The sequence below is a fragment of the Sphingomonas gei genome, from assembly GCF_004792685.1.
In the GTDB taxonomy this organism is placed as follows: domain Bacteria; phylum Pseudomonadota; class Alphaproteobacteria; order Sphingomonadales; family Sphingomonadaceae; genus Sphingomonas; species Sphingomonas gei.
On the sequence record NZ_SRXT01000006.1, the window covers coordinates 238967 to 253848 of the forward strand.

At 66.4% G+C, this 14882-nt stretch carries 20 protein-coding genes; 13 read left to right on the forward strand and 7 right to left on the reverse strand.

Translation table 11 applies throughout. From position 1 onward, the window contains the following. Positions 1 to 22: 22 nt before the first annotated feature. From ispZ to mtaB, 3 genes are all read right to left on the reverse strand, one after another. A complete protein-coding gene (gene ispZ / locus E5A73_RS16175) occupies positions 23 to 640 on the reverse strand; it encodes a septation protein IspZ (protein WP_135964871.1) in 618 nt (205 codons plus the stop codon). Between the two features lie 79 nt (positions 641 to 719). Continuing rightward, positions 720 to 1667, reverse strand: a complete 948-nt coding sequence (ftsY, locus tag E5A73_RS16180; protein ID WP_135964872.1) for a signal recognition particle-docking protein FtsY — start codon at positions 1665 to 1667, stop codon at positions 720 to 722. After that, complete coding sequence (gene mtaB / locus E5A73_RS16185; protein ID WP_420822582.1) at positions 1664 to 2857, reverse strand: tRNA (N(6)-L-threonylcarbamoyladenosine(37)-C(2))-methylthiotransferase MtaB; 1194 nt, start codon at positions 2855 to 2857, stop codon at positions 1664 to 1666. The genes ftsY and mtaB overlap by 4 nt, the downstream gene beginning before the upstream one ends. Before the next feature lie 29 nt (positions 2858 to 2886). On the opposite strand from mtaB, the gene E5A73_RS16190 reads away from it, so the two are divergent. Further along, positions 2887 to 3462 (forward strand): DUF924 family protein, encoded by a 576-nt coding sequence (locus E5A73_RS16190; RefSeq protein WP_135964874.1) that lies wholly within the window; start codon positions 2887 to 2889, stop codon positions 3460 to 3462. Between the two features lie 117 nt (positions 3463 to 3579). Here the strand turns inward: E5A73_RS16190 and E5A73_RS16195 are convergent, their stop codons facing one another. Then, the gene (locus tag E5A73_RS16195; protein ID WP_135964875.1) at positions 3580 to 5202 is read right to left on the reverse strand and encodes a putative bifunctional diguanylate cyclase/phosphodiesterase; all 1623 of its coding nucleotides are present in this window, start codon (positions 5200 to 5202) and stop codon (positions 3580 to 3582) included. Between the two features lie 268 nt (positions 5203 to 5470). On the opposite strand from E5A73_RS16195, the gene ffh reads away from it, so the two are divergent. The 7 genes from ffh (at position 5471) to E5A73_RS16225 (ending at position 10606) form a co-directional block, all read left to right on the forward strand. After that, positions 5471 to 6955, forward strand: coding sequence for a signal recognition particle protein (gene ffh / locus E5A73_RS16200; protein WP_135964876.1), 1485 nt, complete (start codon positions 5471 to 5473; stop codon positions 6953 to 6955). 99 nt (positions 6956 to 7054) lie between these two features. After that, the gene (gene rpsP / locus E5A73_RS16205) at positions 7055 to 7630 is read left to right on the forward strand and encodes a 30S ribosomal protein S16 (RefSeq protein WP_135964877.1); all 576 of its coding nucleotides are present in this window, start codon (positions 7055 to 7057) and stop codon (positions 7628 to 7630) included. Positions 7631 to 7687: 57 nt separating this feature from the next. Further along, positions 7688 to 7837: a hypothetical protein gene (locus E5A73_RS21455; protein ID WP_168355958.1), complete on the forward strand. Its 150-nt coding sequence runs from the start codon at positions 7688 to 7690 to the stop codon at positions 7835 to 7837. 90 nt (positions 7838 to 7927) lie between these two features. Further along, positions 7928 to 8401, forward strand: coding sequence for a ribosome maturation factor RimM (gene rimM, locus E5A73_RS16210; protein WP_135964878.1), 474 nt, complete (start codon positions 7928 to 7930; stop codon positions 8399 to 8401). Continuing rightward, on the forward strand, positions 8398 to 9120 hold the full coding sequence (locus E5A73_RS16215; RefSeq protein WP_135964879.1) for a metallophosphoesterase family protein: 723 nt from the start codon (positions 8398 to 8400) through the stop codon (positions 9118 to 9120). Before rimM ends, E5A73_RS16215 begins: the two co-directional genes overlap by 4 nt. Positions 9121 to 9196: 76 nt before the next feature. Beyond that, positions 9197 to 9772 (forward strand): glycine-rich domain-containing protein, encoded by a 576-nt coding sequence (locus E5A73_RS16220; protein ID WP_135964880.1) that lies wholly within the window; start codon positions 9197 to 9199, stop codon positions 9770 to 9772. 6 nt (positions 9773 to 9778) lie between these two features. Next, positions 9779 to 10606 carry a TIGR04222 domain-containing membrane protein gene (locus E5A73_RS16225; RefSeq protein ID WP_135964881.1) on the forward strand — a complete coding sequence of 276 codons (828 nt, stop codon included), beginning with the start codon at positions 9779 to 9781 and terminating at the stop codon, positions 10604 to 10606. On the opposite strand, the gene E5A73_RS16230 is transcribed toward E5A73_RS16225, so the two are convergent. Then, positions 10603 to 11505 (reverse strand): NAD(P)/FAD-dependent oxidoreductase, encoded by a 903-nt coding sequence (locus E5A73_RS16230; RefSeq protein ID WP_135964882.1) that lies wholly within the window; start codon positions 11503 to 11505, stop codon positions 10603 to 10605. The two genes, E5A73_RS16225 and E5A73_RS16230, sit on opposite strands and share 4 nt — an antisense overlap. Positions 11506 to 11589: 84 nt before the next feature. On the opposite strand from E5A73_RS16230, the gene E5A73_RS16235 reads away from it, so the two are divergent. The 4 genes from E5A73_RS16235 to rplS are packed head-to-tail and all read left to right on the forward strand — an operon-like array spanning position 11590 to position 13334. Beyond that, a complete protein-coding gene (locus E5A73_RS16235) occupies positions 11590 to 11844 on the forward strand; it encodes an AbrB/MazE/SpoVT family DNA-binding domain-containing protein (protein ID WP_135964883.1) in 255 nt (84 codons plus the stop codon). Then, positions 11837 to 12214, forward strand: coding sequence for a type II toxin-antitoxin system VapC family toxin (locus E5A73_RS16240; RefSeq protein WP_240700227.1), 378 nt, complete (start codon positions 11837 to 11839; stop codon positions 12212 to 12214). Before E5A73_RS16235 ends, E5A73_RS16240 begins: the two co-directional genes overlap by 8 nt. Further along, the gene (trmD, locus tag E5A73_RS16245; RefSeq protein ID WP_135964885.1) at positions 12211 to 12948 is read left to right on the forward strand and encodes a tRNA (guanosine(37)-N1)-methyltransferase TrmD; all 738 of its coding nucleotides are present in this window, start codon (positions 12211 to 12213) and stop codon (positions 12946 to 12948) included. Before E5A73_RS16240 ends, trmD begins: the two co-directional genes overlap by 4 nt. Beyond that, on the forward strand, positions 12945 to 13334 hold the full coding sequence (rplS, locus tag E5A73_RS16250; RefSeq protein WP_135964886.1) for a 50S ribosomal protein L19: 390 nt from the start codon (positions 12945 to 12947) through the stop codon (positions 13332 to 13334). Before trmD ends, rplS begins: the two co-directional genes overlap by 4 nt. A gap of 75 nt (positions 13335 to 13409) precedes the next feature. On the opposite strand, the gene E5A73_RS16255 is transcribed toward rplS, so the two are convergent. Beyond that, the gene (locus E5A73_RS16255) at positions 13410 to 13862 is read right to left on the reverse strand and encodes a PA2169 family four-helix-bundle protein (protein WP_135964887.1); all 453 of its coding nucleotides are present in this window, start codon (positions 13860 to 13862) and stop codon (positions 13410 to 13412) included. A gap of 83 nt (positions 13863 to 13945) precedes the next feature. Further along, on the reverse strand, positions 13946 to 14323 hold the full coding sequence (locus E5A73_RS16260; protein WP_135964888.1) for a VOC family protein: 378 nt from the start codon (positions 14321 to 14323) through the stop codon (positions 13946 to 13948). 85 nt (positions 14324 to 14408) lie between these two features. Here E5A73_RS16260 and soxR point away from each other — a divergent pair, with 85 nt between their 5' ends. Further along, a complete protein-coding gene (soxR, locus tag E5A73_RS16265; RefSeq protein ID WP_135964889.1) occupies positions 14409 to 14882 on the forward strand; it encodes a redox-sensitive transcriptional activator SoxR in 474 nt (157 codons plus the stop codon).

Genomic DNA, 14882 nt, shown 5'->3' on the forward strand with positions numbered 1-14882 from the left:
TCTCCCGATGGGAGAGGGACCTTCACCCCTCCGGTGGCAACGGCGTGTCTTCGGGCTTTTCCAGCTGCAGGCCGTGCTTGAGCAGCATCGGGATATTGAGCATCGCGAATACCAGAGTCATCGGGATCACTGCCCAGGTCTTGAAGGTAACCCACTGATCCCAGTTCAGTACATGGCGCATGGCTTCGTTGAGCACCGCCATCGCGACGAAGAAGCCGGTCCAGTTGATCGTCAGCAGCCGCCAGCCCTTGGCCGACAATCCCGGATAGGCGGCCTCGAGCAGCGCCTGGAGCAGGGGCTTTTTGGTGATGAGGCCGTAGCCGAGAATCACTGCGAACATCGTGTAGACGATCGTCGGCTTGATCTGGATGAAGGTCTGGTCGTGGAAATAGATGGTGAGCGCGCCGAAGGGCAGCACGAGCGCGGCGGTGATCCACAGCATTGGCGAGACGTGCTTCGCCTTCCACCACGACAGCAGCATCGCGGCAACCATCGCGACCATGAAGGCGGCGGTGGCGGCGACGATGCGCTGGATCTGGAGGCCGGGCGCGTAGCTGTTGACCAGGAAGAAGATCGCCAGCGGGCCGAAATCGATCAGCATGCGCAGGCCAGGAGAGAGCGGGGTACGGGTTTCGGCCATCATTGCTCCGTTCGCCCCGAGCTCGTCGAAGGGCGGCCTTGGCAGGCAGTTAGAAAGGAAAGGCGGCGCTTCGACACGCTCAGCGCGAACGGGGAGAGGCGAGGTCCTCTACCCCCGCGATGATACGGGCGACTTCATGCGCGTCGAACGGGCGAAGGTCGTCGACCTTCTCGCCGACGCCGATCGCGTGGATGGGGAGGCCGTATTTCTCGGCTGCGGCGACCAGGACGCCGCCGCGCGCGGTGCCGTCGAGCTTGGTCATGACGAGGCCGGTGACTCCGGCGACTTCCTTGAACACTTCGATCTGGCTGAGCGCGTTTTGGCCGGTGGTGGCGTCGAGGACGAGGACGACGTCGTGCGGGGCGGCAGGATTGAGCCGGCCGAGGACGCGGCGGATCTTGGCGAGCTCGTCCATCAGCTCACGCTTGTTCTGGAGCCTGCCGGCGGTGTCGACGATGAGCACGTCGATGCCCGTGGCGGTGGCCTGCTTGACCGCTTCGAAGACGATGCCGGCGGCGTCGCCGCCTTCGGGGCCGGTGACGATCGGCACGCCGATCCGCTCGGCCCAGGTCCTGAGCTGGCCGATCGCGGCGGCGCGGAACGTGTCGCCGGCGGCGAGCATCACGCCGTAATCCTGCTCGACAAGGCTGTTGGCCAGCTTGGCGATCGTCGTGGTCTTGCCGCTGCCGTTGACGCCGATGACGAGGATCACCTGCGGGCGCGGGAACGCCTCGATCTCGAGATGCCGGGCGACGGGAGTGAGTGCCTTCTCGATCTCCTCGGCGACGACGAGGCGGATGCCGAGTTCTTCCATGTTGCGCTCATATTGCCCTTCGGCAAGGCGCGCGCGGACCTTAGCGGCGGTGCCCGGGCCGAGGTCCGAGGCGATCAGCGCTTCTTCGATGTCGTCGAGCGTAGCGTCGTCGAGCCGCGCGCCGGAGAGTCCGGCGAGGTTGCCGAGCAGGCGATCGGAGGTTTTCTTGAAGCCGCCGAGCAGGCGATCGTGCCATGCGGGACTGGTGCTCATGCGATCAGCCTTCCGTCCTCGACGGCCTTGATGGTCACGGTCACGATGTCTCCAACTTGGACGGGGGCGAGTCGCACCTCGGCGAAATTGCCGGCATGGCCGCGGTCGCCGGGGCGCTCTACCAATATTTGCTGCGCGCTGCCTATCAGGCTTTGCAGCCAGCGCGAACGACGCGTTTCCGCCGCTTCGCGCAGGCGCGCGGCACGGGCCTTGACCAGCGCCGGCGCGACTTGCGGCATGCGGGCGGCGGGGGTGGCGGCGCGGGGGCTGTAGGGGAAGATATGCGCGTGGACGATTTCGCAATCGTCGAGAAGCGCGAGGGTATTGGCGAACATTGCGTCGGTTTCGGTGGGGAATCCGGCGATCAGATCGGCGCCGATCGCGATTTCGGGACGCGCGGCCTTGAGCCGCTGGACCAATCCGACGCTGTCGGCGCGGCTGTGGCGGCGCTTCATCCGCTTGAGCACCAGGTCGTCGCCGGCCTGGAGCGAGAGATGGACCTGCGGCTGGAGGCGGGTCTCCTGGGTCAGCAGCGCGAACAGGCGATCGTCGATCTCGATGCCGTCGAGCGAGGACAGGCGCAAGCGGCGGAGCCGGGGGACGTGGGTCAGGATGCGCTCGACCAGCTGGCCGAGGCTCGGGGCGCCGGGCAGGTCGGGGCCATAGCTGGTCAGGTCGACGCCGGTGAGGACGATCTCGGCATGGTTTTCGGCGAGCGCGGCGATCCGCTCGATCACGGCGCCCGCGGGCACCGAGCGGCTGTTGCCGCGGCCATAGGGGATCGCGCAGAAGGTGCAGCGATGGTCGCAGCCATTCTGGACCTCGACAAAGGCGCGGGCGTGTGTCGAAAAACTGGCGGCGAGATGCGGCGCCGTCTCGCGGACGGCCATGATGTCCTGGACGAGGACTGGCGCATCAGCCGTCCAAGCTGAATATGTGAGCTTCTCGGCATTGCCGATGACTCGATTCACTTCGGGCATCGCGGCGAAGCTGGCGGGATCGATCTGCGCTGCACAGCCGGTGACGACCAGTTCGGCATCGGGCCGCTCGCGGCGGGCGCGGCGGATTGCCTGGCGGGTTTGCTTGACGGCTTCGTTGGTGACGGCGCAGCTGTTCACCACGATCGTGTCGCGCCCCGTCAGCAGCGCACGGATCGTCTCACCCTCGGCAAGGTTGAGTCGGCACCCCATGTTGACGATCTGAGGAAAGGAGGTCGGCATTGGCGAGCGATCTAGGGACCGCGGGGTCGGAAGTCCACGCGAAGGCCGAGGAAGTGCTGGGCTTCTGGTTCGACGGGCTGATGCCCGAGCAGTGGTTCGCCAAGTCGGACGAGCTCGATCTGGAGATCGGCGCGCGGTTCGAGGCGCTGCGTCGGGCGGTGCTCGAAAGCGAGGCGGAGGGCTGGCGCGACGATCCGCGGAGCTTGCTCGCGGCAGTGATCCTGCTCGACCAGTTCAGCCGGAACGTGCATCGCGGTAGCGCGAAGGCGTTCGCCGCTGATCCGCTCGCGCAGCAGCTGGCGACGCTCGCGGTGGAGCGGGGCTGGGATCGCGCGATGACGCGCGAGCATCGCCAGTTCCTGTATCTCCCGTTCGAACATGCTGAGAGCCGCGATCTGCAGGCAGTGAGCCTGCGCTGCTTCGAGGCGCTGGGGGGCGAGCTGTTCGACTATGCGCGCCAGCATGCCGAGGTGATCGCGCGCTATGGGCGGTTTCCCAGCCGGAATGCGGCGCTCGGGCGGGCCTCGACGGCGGAAGAGGAAGAGTATCTGGCGCAGCCGGGGTCGGGGTGGTGACTTCCTTCCCAATCATCGTCATCCCGGCGAAAGCCGGGACCCAGAGCCGCGCGCGATTTCCTCTGGGACTCTGGCTCCGGCTTTCGCCGGGGTGACGATTTAACCATTACTTGCGGGTTAGCCCGCCAGGCGCTGGCTGGGGACTGCGGTGAGCCCTTCGAGCGCTGCGGCGTTGCGCAGCAGGCGGCGCTCGGCGAGCAGGCGACGGACGCCGGCGACGGTGAGCGGCTTGCTGTAATACCAGCCTTGCGCCTTGGCGCAGCCGAGTGCGCGCAGCCGCGCCTCGATCTCGGCGTCCTCGACGCCCTCGGCCGTGATCGGCAAGTTCAGGCTCTCGCCGAGGCTGATGATCGCGTTGACGATCGCGGCCGAATCGGCGCTCTCGTTAAGCGACATGATGAAGCTCTTGTCGATCTTGATCCGATCGAACGGCAAGGCGCGCAGATGCGCGAGCGACGAATAGCCGGTGCCGAAATCGTCGAGCGCGAGCTGGACGCCCTGATTCTTGAGGCTGCCGACGATCGATTGCGCCAGTGCCAGATTGTCGAACAAGGCGCTCTCGGTGATCTCGACTTCGAGGCGGTTGGCGGGGAAGCCGGTCTCGGTGAGCACCTTGATGATCTTCTGCGCAAGCCACGCATCGCGCAGCTGCCACGGCGAAATGTTGACCGAGATGCTGAGCGAAGGATCCCAATCGCGCGCGGCGAGCAATGCCTGGCGCATGATCGACAGCGAGAGATCGCCGATCATGCCGGTCTCCTCGGCGATCGGGATGAAGATCTCGGGGCTGATCATCCCGCGGATCGGATGCTCCCAGCGCGCGAGCACTTCGAAGCCGTGCAGGCGGCCGGTGGCGAGGTCGATCTGCTGTTCGAAATAGGGGACGATCTCCTGGCGCGGGATCGCCAGGCGCAGGCCGGTTTCGAGATCGTTGCGGTTCTGGAGATCGCGTTCCATCGACTGGTCGAACCAGGCGAAACGGTTGCGGCCGGATTTCTTGGCCTGATACATCGCGATGTCGGCAGCGCGCATCAGCCCGTCGATTCCCGCGCAGTCGAAGTCCGAGCGGGCGATGCCGAGCGAGCAGCTGATGTGGAGGCGAAGCCCTTCCGCCTCGAACGGCTGCGCCATGCGGCTGACCAGTTTCTCGGCAATGCGCTCGACCGTCGCGGGCTCGGCGGGATCGAACAGGAAGCCGCAGGCGAATTCGTCGCCGCCCAGCCGGGCAGTGAGCGCGATCGGCGGCATGAAATGCGCGATCTCGCTGGCGACTGCGCGGAGCAGTGCGTCGCCAACGGCGTGGCCGTGCATGTCGTTGATCGTCTTGAAATGATCCAGGTCGAGCATCACCAGCGCCATGCCCTTGCGGCGGCGCTGGGCGCGGACGAACATCGCGGCGCCTTCCTCGGCAAGGCTGCGGCGATTGAGGAAGCCGGTCAGCGGATCGCGGCTGGCGAGCTGCTGCGCGCGCTCCTCGGCGGCGGCGCGGATCTCGAGCTCGTGGCTGAGCGAGGCATGGCGCCGCCACCCGAGCAGGATCAGGGCGACGTTGAGCAGGAGCGCGATGACCAGCGGCTGGCTGGCGGGCTCGCCGCCCTGGAAGTAGAATTGCACCGATTTGGACAAGACCGCGCTGCCGATGCCGACGAAGAGCAGGATGGCGGCGACGCTGATCGCGCCGGTGAGCAGGCTCGGGCGCGAGGCCCGCTGCAGCGTGTCTTCTTCGAGATCCAGCGGCATTGCCGGCGTTCGCCCCTTGAACAATAAGGCGTGAACCTGTCATGACAGGGTGTAGATCGGGTTAAGTGGCAGGCTTTCCGAAGTGTTACCGATGCCGAAGGCGCAAGGTTGCGCCGACCGCCATCTGCCGCTATGGGCATCTTCGACCGTTCCCGTGGAACGCGAAATCTGCGCACCCCGAGGGGTGACGCCGGCCGACGAGGTTTCGTCCGCCGGCGTGTTTTGCGTTTGGCGAGTCGGTTCGTGAATTTGGAGTGATCTTGGTCCCATGTTCGACAGTCTGAGCGATCGGCTAGGCGGCGTTTTCGAGCGTCTGCGCGGGCGTGGTGCGCTGAGCGAGGCTGACGTCCGCACCGCGATGCGCGAAGTGCGGATCGCCTTGCTCGAGGCGGACGTCGCGCTTCCCGTGGCGCGCGATTTCGTCGAGAAGGTCACCGAACAGGCAGTTGGCCAGAACGTGCTGCGCTCGGTCACCCCGGGGCAGCAGGTCGTGAAGATCGTCCACGATGCGCTGATCGACATGCTCGGCAGCGACACCGCCGAGCTCGAGCTGGGAGTCACCCCACCTGCCGTCATCATGCTGGTCGGCCTGCAGGGCTCGGGCAAGACGACGACCACCGCCAAGCTGGCCAGGCTGCTCGCCAAGTCGCAGGGCAAGAAGGTGATGATGGCGTCGCTCGACGTCAATCGCCCGGCCGCGCAGGAACAACTCGCGGTACTCGGCACACAGACCGATACCGTGACCTTGCCGATCGTCGCGGGGCAGACTCCGGTCGAGATCGCCCGGCGCGCGCTGAGTTCGGCGAAGCTGCAGGGATTCGACGTGCTGATGCTCGATACCGCGGGCCGCCTCCACGTCGATCAGGCGCTGATGGACGAGATGAAGGCCGTGGCCGACATCGCGACGCCGGCCGAGATCCTGCTCGTCGTCGACAGCCTGACCGGGCAGGACGCAGTCAACGTCGCTTCGAGCTTCTCCGAGCAGGTGCCGCTGACCGGCGTGATCCTGACCCGGATGGATGGCGACGCCCGTGGCGGCGCGGCGCTGTCGATGCGCGCGGTCACCGGCAAGCCGATCAAGTTCGCCGGCATGGGCGAGAAGCTCGATGCGATCGAGCCGTTCCATCCCAAGCGCGTCGCCGGCCGCATCCTCGGCATGGGCGACGTGGTGTCGCTGGTCGAGCGCGCCGCCGAGTCGATCCAAGAGGAAGACGCCGAGCGGATGGCGAGCCGTCTCGCCAAGGGCCAGTTCGACATGAACGATCTGCGCAGCCAACTGGCGCAGATGCGCCGGATGGGCGGCATCGGCGCGCTGGCGGGGATGATCCCGGGCATGAAGAAGGCCCAGGCTGCCGCGGAAAATGCGGGCGGCGACAAGGTGCTGCTCCGCTTCGACGCGATGATCACGTCGATGACTCCCAAGGAGCGCGCCAAGCCCGAATTGCTCAACGCCAAGCGCAAGATCCGCGTCGCCAAGGGCAGCGGGACGACGGTGCAGGACGTCAACAAGCTGCTCAAGATGCATCAGGAAATGGCGACCGCGATGAAGCGGCTCCGGAAGATGGGCGGGCTGAAGGGCGTGCTCGGCATGCTCGGCAAAAGCGGGCCAGGCGGCGGCATGGAAGGCATCGGCAATGCGATCGGCGGCGCCGACATGGGCGAGATGATGGGCAAGATGGGCGGCGGGCTGCCCGGACTCCCGGGCGGCGCCAATCTGCCACCTGGCTTCCAGAATTTTTTGAAGAAGAAATAGCCGTCATCCCGGTGAACGCCGAGACCTCGGGCGGCGAGGATCAACAACTGAATGTTCCCGGCTTTCGCCGGGAGGACGAATTGGAAAGAAGGAAGTAAAATGGCACTCTCTATGCGTCTTTCGCGCGGTGGCTCGAAGAAGCGTCCCTATTACCGGATCGTGATCGCCGATGCGCGCTCGCCCCGCGACGGCAAGTTCATCGAGAAGATCGGCACCTACAACCCGCTGCTCGCCAAGGACGACGAGAAGCGCATCATCCTCGACGGCGATCGCGCCAAGCATTGGCTGAGCGTCGGCGCGCAGCCGACCGACCGGGTTGCCCGCTTCCTCGACGTCACCGGCGTCAAGGAGCGCACCGCCAAGAACAACCCGAACAAGGGCAAGCCGGGCGAGAAGGCCGTCGAGCGCGCCGAAGAGCGGGCCGAGAAGGCCAAGGCCGCTGAGGAAGCCGCTGCCGAGGCAGCAGCCGCTCCGGCGCCCGAGCCCGTCGCTGAGGAAGTTCCGGTCGAGGACAGCCAGGCCGAAGCCGAGGCAGTCGTCGCCGCCGAAGTCGAAGCTGCGACCGAAGAGCCTACCCCCGAAGCCGAGCAGGTCGCCGAGGCGGTTGCCGAGCAGACCCCCGCCGTCGAGGCTCCCGCTGCCGACGCCCCGGCCGAAGAAAAGTCGGAAGGCTGAGGCACTTGCCGGGCATCGCGCGTTATGCAGGACGAGATAGGTCCCAAGGAGCGCGTGATGGCCAGCAAACCCGAAACCGGCCCGGATACCGAGGATCGTGAGAACCCCGGCAGCACCCAGACCAACCCCGCAGGCGCATCCGCCGATGCGCCTGCGGAAGGTGGCGACGACGCGCCACCGGAGCAGCCGGGCTCGCCCAAGGGGTAAGGCCCGCCGTCACCCCGGCGAAAGCCGGGATCTCGTGCCATATGCGGTCCCGCTGCGGCCTGAGGTCGCGGCTTTCGCCGGGATGACGGGATGAGCGATCGTCCCGTCACCCTCGCCGCGATCATCGGGGCGCATGGCATCGCCGGCGAAGTCCGCCTCAAGGTCTTCGCCGACGATCTCGCCAGCTACACGAGCTTCAACGATGGCGCGCTGACGCTCAAGACCGCGCGCCCGGGCTCGAACGGCACGATCGCGCGCTTCGCCGAGGTCGCCGACCGCAACGCCGCCGAGGCGCTGCGTGGCACTCAGCTCACCGTTCCGCGTTCGGCGCTCCCGCCGCTCGAAGATGGCGAATATTACCATGTCGACCTGCTCGAGCTTCCCGCGGTCTCCGACACCGGCGACGCGCTGGGCAAGGTGATCGCGATCGACAATTACGGGGCGGGCGATGTGCTCGAGATCGAACGGCCCGACGGCAAGCGCTTCATGGTGCCGATGAAGCCTGAGGCAGTACCCGACTGGAATGACGAGCGTTTGGTGATCCACGCCGGCTATGTCGAATGAGCCGCATCGCGGTTGTTTCGGACATCCACGGCAATCTGCCGGCGCTTAAAGCCGTGGTCGCCGACGCCGAGGCGCGCGGCTGCACGCGCTTTCTCAACCTGGGCGATCTCCTGTCCGGCCCGTTATGGCCGGCCGAGACCGCCGACTTCCTGATGGCGCGCGACTGGCAGACGATCGTGGGGAATCACGAACGCCAGCTGCTGCAGTTGCCACTGGCGCGAATGAATGCGTCGGACGCGTTCACTCGGCCGTTGCTGTCGGACGCGCATCTCGGCTGGATGACGGCGCTGCCGGCGACGCTGGCGCTCGATGGCCTGTTCCTGTGCCATGGCACGCCGGCGAGCGACGTCGAGCATTTCCTCGAAACCGTCGAGCCTGCGGGGCTGCGCCGCGCCAGCGAGGCGGAAGTCGCGCAGCGGCTGGGGGATCGGTCCGAGAGGCTGACCTTGTGCGGCCACTCGCACATTCCCGGCGTGCAGCGGCTGGCGGACGGCCGCAGCGTGGCAAATCCCGGCAGCGCGGGATTACAGGCGTTCCATGACGATCAGCCTTGGCCGTACGCGGTCGAAGTGGGCGATCCGAATGCGCGGTACGCCATCGTCGATGGTGCCGAATTGGTTTTCCACGAAGTGCCCTATGACCATGCATCGGCCGCGGCCAAAGCCGAGCGCGAGGGGCGCGCCGATTGGGCGACGGCACTGGCCACCGGCAAGGTCTAAGGCGAGGGTGCGCTTTGCCCCTGCGCGCCAGCCGAAATCTTGACAGTTTAAGCCTATCGTGATAGTGGGATTATAGATGAGCACGGCCTCCGGTCTGTCTCGAACCCCTGCCGACCACCCGGTCTGGAACCGGCTTTCCCGTTACATCATCGGACCCGAGGACGCGGCCCTGCCCTTTGCCGATCGGCTGGCGCGCGACAATGGCTGGAGCAGAGCCGAGGCCGAGCGCGTGATCGAGGAATATAAGCGTTTCTGCTTCCTCGCGGTCACTGCCGGGCATCCGGTGACGCCTTCGGATCAGGTCGACCAGGCGTGGCACCTGCACCTTACCCATACCCGCGACTACTGGGAGCGCTTTTGCCCCGGGATACTCGGGCGCCCGCTGCACCACGGCCCGACCGCCGGGGGGAGCGACGAGCAGCATCGCTATTTCCTGCAATATGCCGAGACGCTGCGAAGTTACGAGCAGGTCTTCGGCTCCCCGCCCGCAGACCTGTGGCCCGATGCGGCGCGGCGGCTGAACGAGGACCACAAGGCGCGCCGCGTGCATCCGCGCGACGCGATCATCGTACCTCGAAGCGTTGTCCGGATCGCGCTGCTCATCGCAGTGTTGGCCGCGGTTGCGCTTGGGGTGCTCTTGCAGAGGAGCTAGGACTCTATGTCGCTCGGACCCTTCGACCTCACCGGCGGGCCGTTTCTCCAGCTTTACGGCGTGCTATTGGTGCTCGCGATCATCACAGGCTTTGTCATTCCGCGCCGGCTTCGGCCGGAGGGCAGGGCGCCGCGCACCACCGATACCGACCATCTCGCCTTTCTCGCCGGCGGTTCCTCCCGGCTCGCCGAAGCGGTGACCGCACGGCTGCTCGCCACGCGGCAGCTGGCGATCGACGGAAAGAAGTTCCTCGCGGGCAGTCTGGGCACCGGCACCCCGGTCGAACGCGGCGTGCTCGCGCTGCCCCAGCCGGCCAGTTGGGGCGCGATCTCGAATGCGGTCGGGCGCCACGCCGATCCGATCCGCGAACGGCTCGTAGAGAGCGGATTGCTGATGGGCGCGGGGACCGCGCTGCGGCTGCGCTTCTGGCAAACCTCGCCATACTTGCTGCTGTTCGCCTTCGGCTGGACCAAGCTCCTGATCGGCGAGGCGCGCGGGCGGCCGGTCGGATTTCTCACGATGCTGCTCGTGCTCACCGCCGTTCTCGCGCTGGTCCGCTTCGCCACGCTCGACCGACGGACGCGCGCGGGGCAGGAAATGCTCGCCGAGGCCCGCGAGCGCTCCGAACGGCTCCGCCGTGCCCCAGCGAGCGGCGAGACCGATCTGGCGGTGGCGCTGTTCGGCACCACGGTGCTGGTCGGTTCGGCATGGGGCGACTTTCACCGGATGCGGAGCGAGAGCAACTCGAGCGGCGGCGATGGGGGAAGCAGCAGCAGCGGCGACGGCGGCGGGAGCGGCTGTGGCGGCGGCGGTTGCGGCGGTTGCGGGAGCTAGCGGCGCAGCGGGTGCTGCTCTGCGAGCATGTTGCGGATCGTCGTCGCGGCGACCCCGGCCTCGCCCATTGCGTGGCTGATCTGGTCGAGTCCCTTGGCGACGTCGCCTGCGGCAAACAGCCCGGGGACCGAGGTGCGCTGGTGGTCATCGACTTCGAGGCAGCCATCTTCGGCGGCGCGCGCGCCGGCCTGGATGGCGAGACCCGAGCGGATACGCGAGCCGAGTGCCGGGTAGATGCTCTCGAAGGTCAGTCGGCCTTGGGCGGTGTCGAGCGCGATCGCGTCGCCTTCGATGGCATAGCCGCCACAGGGACCGTCGACGCGCCGGATCCCGGCTGCATCGAGCTCCGCGGCGCGTTCCTCGGGCAAGTCGTGGCTCTCCGGGGCGATCAGCGTCACGTCGCGGGTAAAGCCGCGCAGGAAGATCGCCTCGCGCGTGCCGTGATCGCCGGTGCCGATCACGCCGACTCTTTTGTCGGTGACTTCATAGCCGTCGCAGATCGGGCAATAGCGCAGCAGGCCGCGCTGGAGCGCTTCGGAATGGAGCGCGTCGTCCATGTCCGGGCGGTGATTGACCACGCCGGTGGCGAGCAGGATCGCGCGTGCTGGGTAATCGCGCTCGCCAACGCGCGCGACGAAGCCGGTCTCGGCCGTACGCAGCCCGGTTACTTCGGCGAGTTCGCGGACGGCGCCGTATTTTTCAGCCTGTTCGAGCATGCGCGCCAGCAGGTCCTTGCCCGAGATGCCGTCGGGATAGCCGGCATGATTGTGCGTGCACGGGATCAGCGACGCGCGGCTCGAGCCGCAGTCGAACAAGCGGATGCCGAGGTGGAAGCGCGCGAGGTAGATCGCGGCGGTGAGGCCCGCCGGCCCGGCGCCGATGATGATGCAATCGTCCATGGTGCGGCGAAGCGCGCGGGGAGAGCAGTAGTTCCTTGACCATAGCTTCGGAAGTATATACCTAATGTATATACGGAGGTCATGATGACCAAGGAATATCGCGCGAAGACGTTCAAGTCGGGCAATTCGCTTGCCTTGCGCTTGCCCAAGGGGCTCGGGATCCGGGAAGGTCAAGAAATGGTCTTGCGCGAGGATCGCGGCAAATTCGCATTCGAGCCAGCACCCAAGGAAGGGCGAAAGATCGATTTGACCGGCATTTATGGTTCGATGCCCAACCTGTCGCGAATGCCGGTGGACGAAGCCGATCGCGATTGGAGCAGTGATTCCCGTCGTGATTGATCCGCTCTATCTGATCGATACCAACCTTTGCATCGACTTGCTTGTCGGCCGGTCGCCGCGCGGTGCCGCGCGGGTGGAGCAGTGTCTCGACGGTGAATTGGTGACTTCGGCTATCGTCTATGCCGAAGTGATGATCGGTGCCGAGCAGCGCGGCCAAGCGGGACCGGCCGCAGCATTGTTCCGCCAAGTTCCAGTGTTGCCTTTCGACAGCCGATGCGGCGACGTCTATGCGACTCTGCCGTTCAAGCGAGGCAATTTTGACCGGCTGATCGCGGCGCATGCGCTGGCGCTCAATCTTACACTCGTCACCAACAATGAGGCCGATTTCTCCGAAACGCCCGGCTTGCGGGTTGAGAACTGGACCCAATGACCTTCGCCGCGACCGTCCTTACCCTCTACCCCGAGATGTTCCCAGGGCCGCTAGGCGCATCGCTCGCCGGGCGTGCGCTGCGCGAGGGGGTGTGGCGCCTCGACGCGGTGCAGATCCGCGACTTCGCGACCGACAAGCACCGTTCGGTCGATCACACCCCGGCCGGGGGCGGGGCGGGGATGGTGATGCGTGCGGATGTGCTTGCCGCCGCGCTCGACAGCGTCGCGCCGGGGCGGCCGGTGCTGGCGATGACCCCGCGCGGCGTGCCGCTCACCCAGGTGCGGGTGCGGGAGCTTGCCGCGGGTGAGGGCGTGACGATCCTGTGCGGGCGGTTCGAGGGGATCGACGAGCGTCTGTTCGAGGCGCGCGCCATCGAGCAGGTGTCGATCGGCGACTATATATTGTCAGGCGGCGAGATGGCCGCGCTCACCCTGCTCGACGCTTGCATTCGGCTGCTTCCCGGCGTAATGGGCGCGGCTTCCAGCGGCATGGACGAGAGCTTCGAAACGGGGCTGCTCGAATATCCGCAATATACCCGACCTGCGATTTGGGAAGGGCGCACGATCCCCGAAGTGCTGCGATCGGGGGATCATGCGAGGATCGAGGCTTGGCGAAATGCCCAGGCGGAGACCGATACACGGCTAAGGAGGCCGGACCTTTGGGAGCGCCATGAGGGCGCTCGGGTCCATCCTCCCTCTGGCGCGCAGCGACGAAACAGGAACGACAAGTCATGAACGTCATCCAGACGCTCGAAGCCGAGCAGATCGCCAAGTTCAACGAGACCAAGAAGATTCCGGAATTCCGCCCGGGCGACACCCTGCGCGTCGGCGTGAAGGTCGTCGAAGGCGAGCGTACCCGCGTGCAGAATTACGAAGGCGTGTGCATCGCTCGTGCCAATCGCGGCATGGGTTCGAGCTTCACCGTCCGCAAGATCAGCTTCGGTGAGGGCGTCGAGCGCGTCTTCCCGCTTTATTCGCCGAACATCGACGCGATCGAAGTCGTCCGCCGCGGCGTCGTGCGTCGTGCAAAGCTCTATTATCTGCGTGGCCGCACCGGCAAGTCGGCGCGTATCGCCGAGCGCCGCGACGTGCGCCCGAGCGAAGTCGCCGCAGCCGAATAAGGCTTTACGCCAGACAGCAAAAGGGGCGCGGTGGCCAAGGCTACCGCGCCCCTTTTTCGTTCGGCGGATCGCGGGTCAGCGCGCGCCGTGCAATGCGTCGCGCAATTCGCGCGCGCGATCATGGCCGCGGCGCACCGATTCATAGCATTGCTGGACCACGCCTTCGGCGCCCTCGGACATGCGATGGTCCTTCAGGACGCGGTCGAACTCCTCCTTCAGATAATCCTCGCCGCGCTCGATCTCGCTTAGGATCGCCTCGTCGCCGCCGCCGAGCAGGTGGCGCAGATCTTCCCAGCGGCGGTGCAGCGTCGCGGCAGCCGAACCGTGTTCGGCGGGGGTGCCGCCGAGTTCGCGGCTCTTGGCCGACAGTGCCTCGACCACGCGGGTGCGATCGGCCGCCATCTCACGGAAGAAGGCGGCGTAGCGTCCGGCCTCGGCATGCTCGGCCGAATGCTCATAGCCGCGGATGCTGTCGATCGTGGTGACGATCAGATCGTCGAGCTTCGAAACGTCATGGTTGGTGGACATGCTGGTCTCCTGTGAATGCGGGGAGACAACCAGCGGGACCCCCACGTGGCTCCGCGGAAAAAGCGGTAATGAAAGATTACCGGTCAGCCGTAGCTGACGATCTCGAACTCGGTGCCGTCATAATCGAGGAAATAGAAGCGGCGCCCGGGATCGTAATCGGCGTGGGCGAAGGGCACGAGCCCCGCGTCGATCACGCGACGCTCGATGGCGTCGAGATCGTCGACGAGAATGCCGACATGGTTGAGCGGGCGGCCCTTCGCAAAGGCATCGGCATCGGGGCCCTCGGGCGGCGTATAGACCGCTAGATAGGTGCGTTCGTCGCCGACATGGATGACGCGGCCATTATCACGCGCGGCGCCCTCCCAGCGGACGTGCCAGTCGAACAGGCGATTGAGCAACCCGGCCATGCGTTCGGGATCGCTGACGGTCAGGTTGACGTGCTCGATATAGGGCTGAGGCATGGGGTTCCTTTCGTATTTGGAGGCCATGCCGAGAGCAGGTACAACCTCAACCTAAGTTGAGGTCAAGCATAAAATCGGAGGGGGAATGAGTCGCGGAAACGAGCTGCTGACGATCGGCGAGCTGGCGGCGCGCACCGGGCTGTCGGTGTCGGCGGTACGTTTCTACGAGGGCAAGGGGTTGGTCCATCCGATCCGCACCGGCGGCAACCAGCGCCGCTTCCTGCGCGCCGACATCCGCCGCATCTCGTTCGCGCTGATCGCGCAGCAATTGGGGTTCACCTTGCCCCAGATCGCCGCCGAACTGGCGAAGCTGCCCGAAGGCAGCGCGCCGAGCGCAGCCGACTGGAAGCGGATCAGCCGCGGCTTCCGCCAGGTGATCGAGAGGCGCGTGGCGCAGCTTCAGCGCACGCTCGACGATCTCGATGGCTGTATCGGCTGCGGCTGTCTGAGCCTCAGGAAATGCGCGCTCTACAATCCCGACGACCGCGCCGCGGCGAACGGCGCCGGTCCGCGCTTCATCCTCGTCTCGCGCAAGGTGGCGATGGGGCTCGGCGACTAA

Coding starts and splice junctions, on each gene's coding strand:
- ispZ (WP_135964871.1), bottom strand. CDS start 640: ATGGCCGAAACCCGTACCCCGCTCTCTCCTGGCCTGCGCATGCTGATC.
- ftsY (WP_135964872.1), bottom strand. CDS start 1,667: ATGAGCACCAGTCCCGCATGGCACGATCGCCTGCTCGGCGGCTTCAAG.
- mtaB (WP_420822582.1), bottom strand. CDS start 2,857: ATGGGGTGCCGACTCAACCTTGCCGAGGGTGAGACGATCCGTGCGCTG.
- E5A73_RS16195 (WP_135964875.1), bottom strand. CDS start 5,202: ATGCCGCTGGATCTCGAAGAAGACACGCTGCAGCGGGCCTCGCGCCCG.
- ffh (WP_135964876.1), top strand. CDS start 5,471: ATGTTCGACAGTCTGAGCGATCGGCTAGGCGGCGTTTTCGAGCGTCTG.
- rpsP (WP_135964877.1), top strand. CDS start 7,055: ATGGCACTCTCTATGCGTCTTTCGCGCGGTGGCTCGAAGAAGCGTCCC.
- E5A73_RS21455 (WP_168355958.1), top strand. CDS start 7,688: ATGGCCAGCAAACCCGAAACCGGCCCGGATACCGAGGATCGTGAGAAC.
- rimM (WP_135964878.1), top strand. CDS start 7,928: ATGAGCGATCGTCCCGTCACCCTCGCCGCGATCATCGGGGCGCATGGC.
- E5A73_RS16215 (WP_135964879.1), top strand. CDS start 8,398: ATGAGCCGCATCGCGGTTGTTTCGGACATCCACGGCAATCTGCCGGCG.
- E5A73_RS16220 (WP_135964880.1), top strand. CDS start 9,197: ATGAGCACGGCCTCCGGTCTGTCTCGAACCCCTGCCGACCACCCGGTC.
- E5A73_RS16225 (WP_135964881.1), top strand. CDS start 9,779: ATGTCGCTCGGACCCTTCGACCTCACCGGCGGGCCGTTTCTCCAGCTT.
- E5A73_RS16230 (WP_135964882.1), bottom strand. CDS start 11,505: ATGGACGATTGCATCATCATCGGCGCCGGGCCGGCGGGCCTCACCGCC.
- E5A73_RS16235 (WP_135964883.1), top strand. CDS start 11,590: ATGACCAAGGAATATCGCGCGAAGACGTTCAAGTCGGGCAATTCGCTT.
- trmD (WP_135964885.1), top strand. CDS start 12,211: ATGACCTTCGCCGCGACCGTCCTTACCCTCTACCCCGAGATGTTCCCA.
- rplS (WP_135964886.1), top strand. CDS start 12,945: ATGAACGTCATCCAGACGCTCGAAGCCGAGCAGATCGCCAAGTTCAAC.
- E5A73_RS16255 (WP_135964887.1), bottom strand. CDS start 13,862: ATGTCCACCAACCATGACGTTTCGAAGCTCGACGATCTGATCGTCACC.
- E5A73_RS16260 (WP_135964888.1), bottom strand. CDS start 14,323: ATGCCTCAGCCCTATATCGAGCACGTCAACCTGACCGTCAGCGATCCC.
- soxR (WP_135964889.1), top strand. CDS start 14,409: ATGAGTCGCGGAAACGAGCTGCTGACGATCGGCGAGCTGGCGGCGCGC.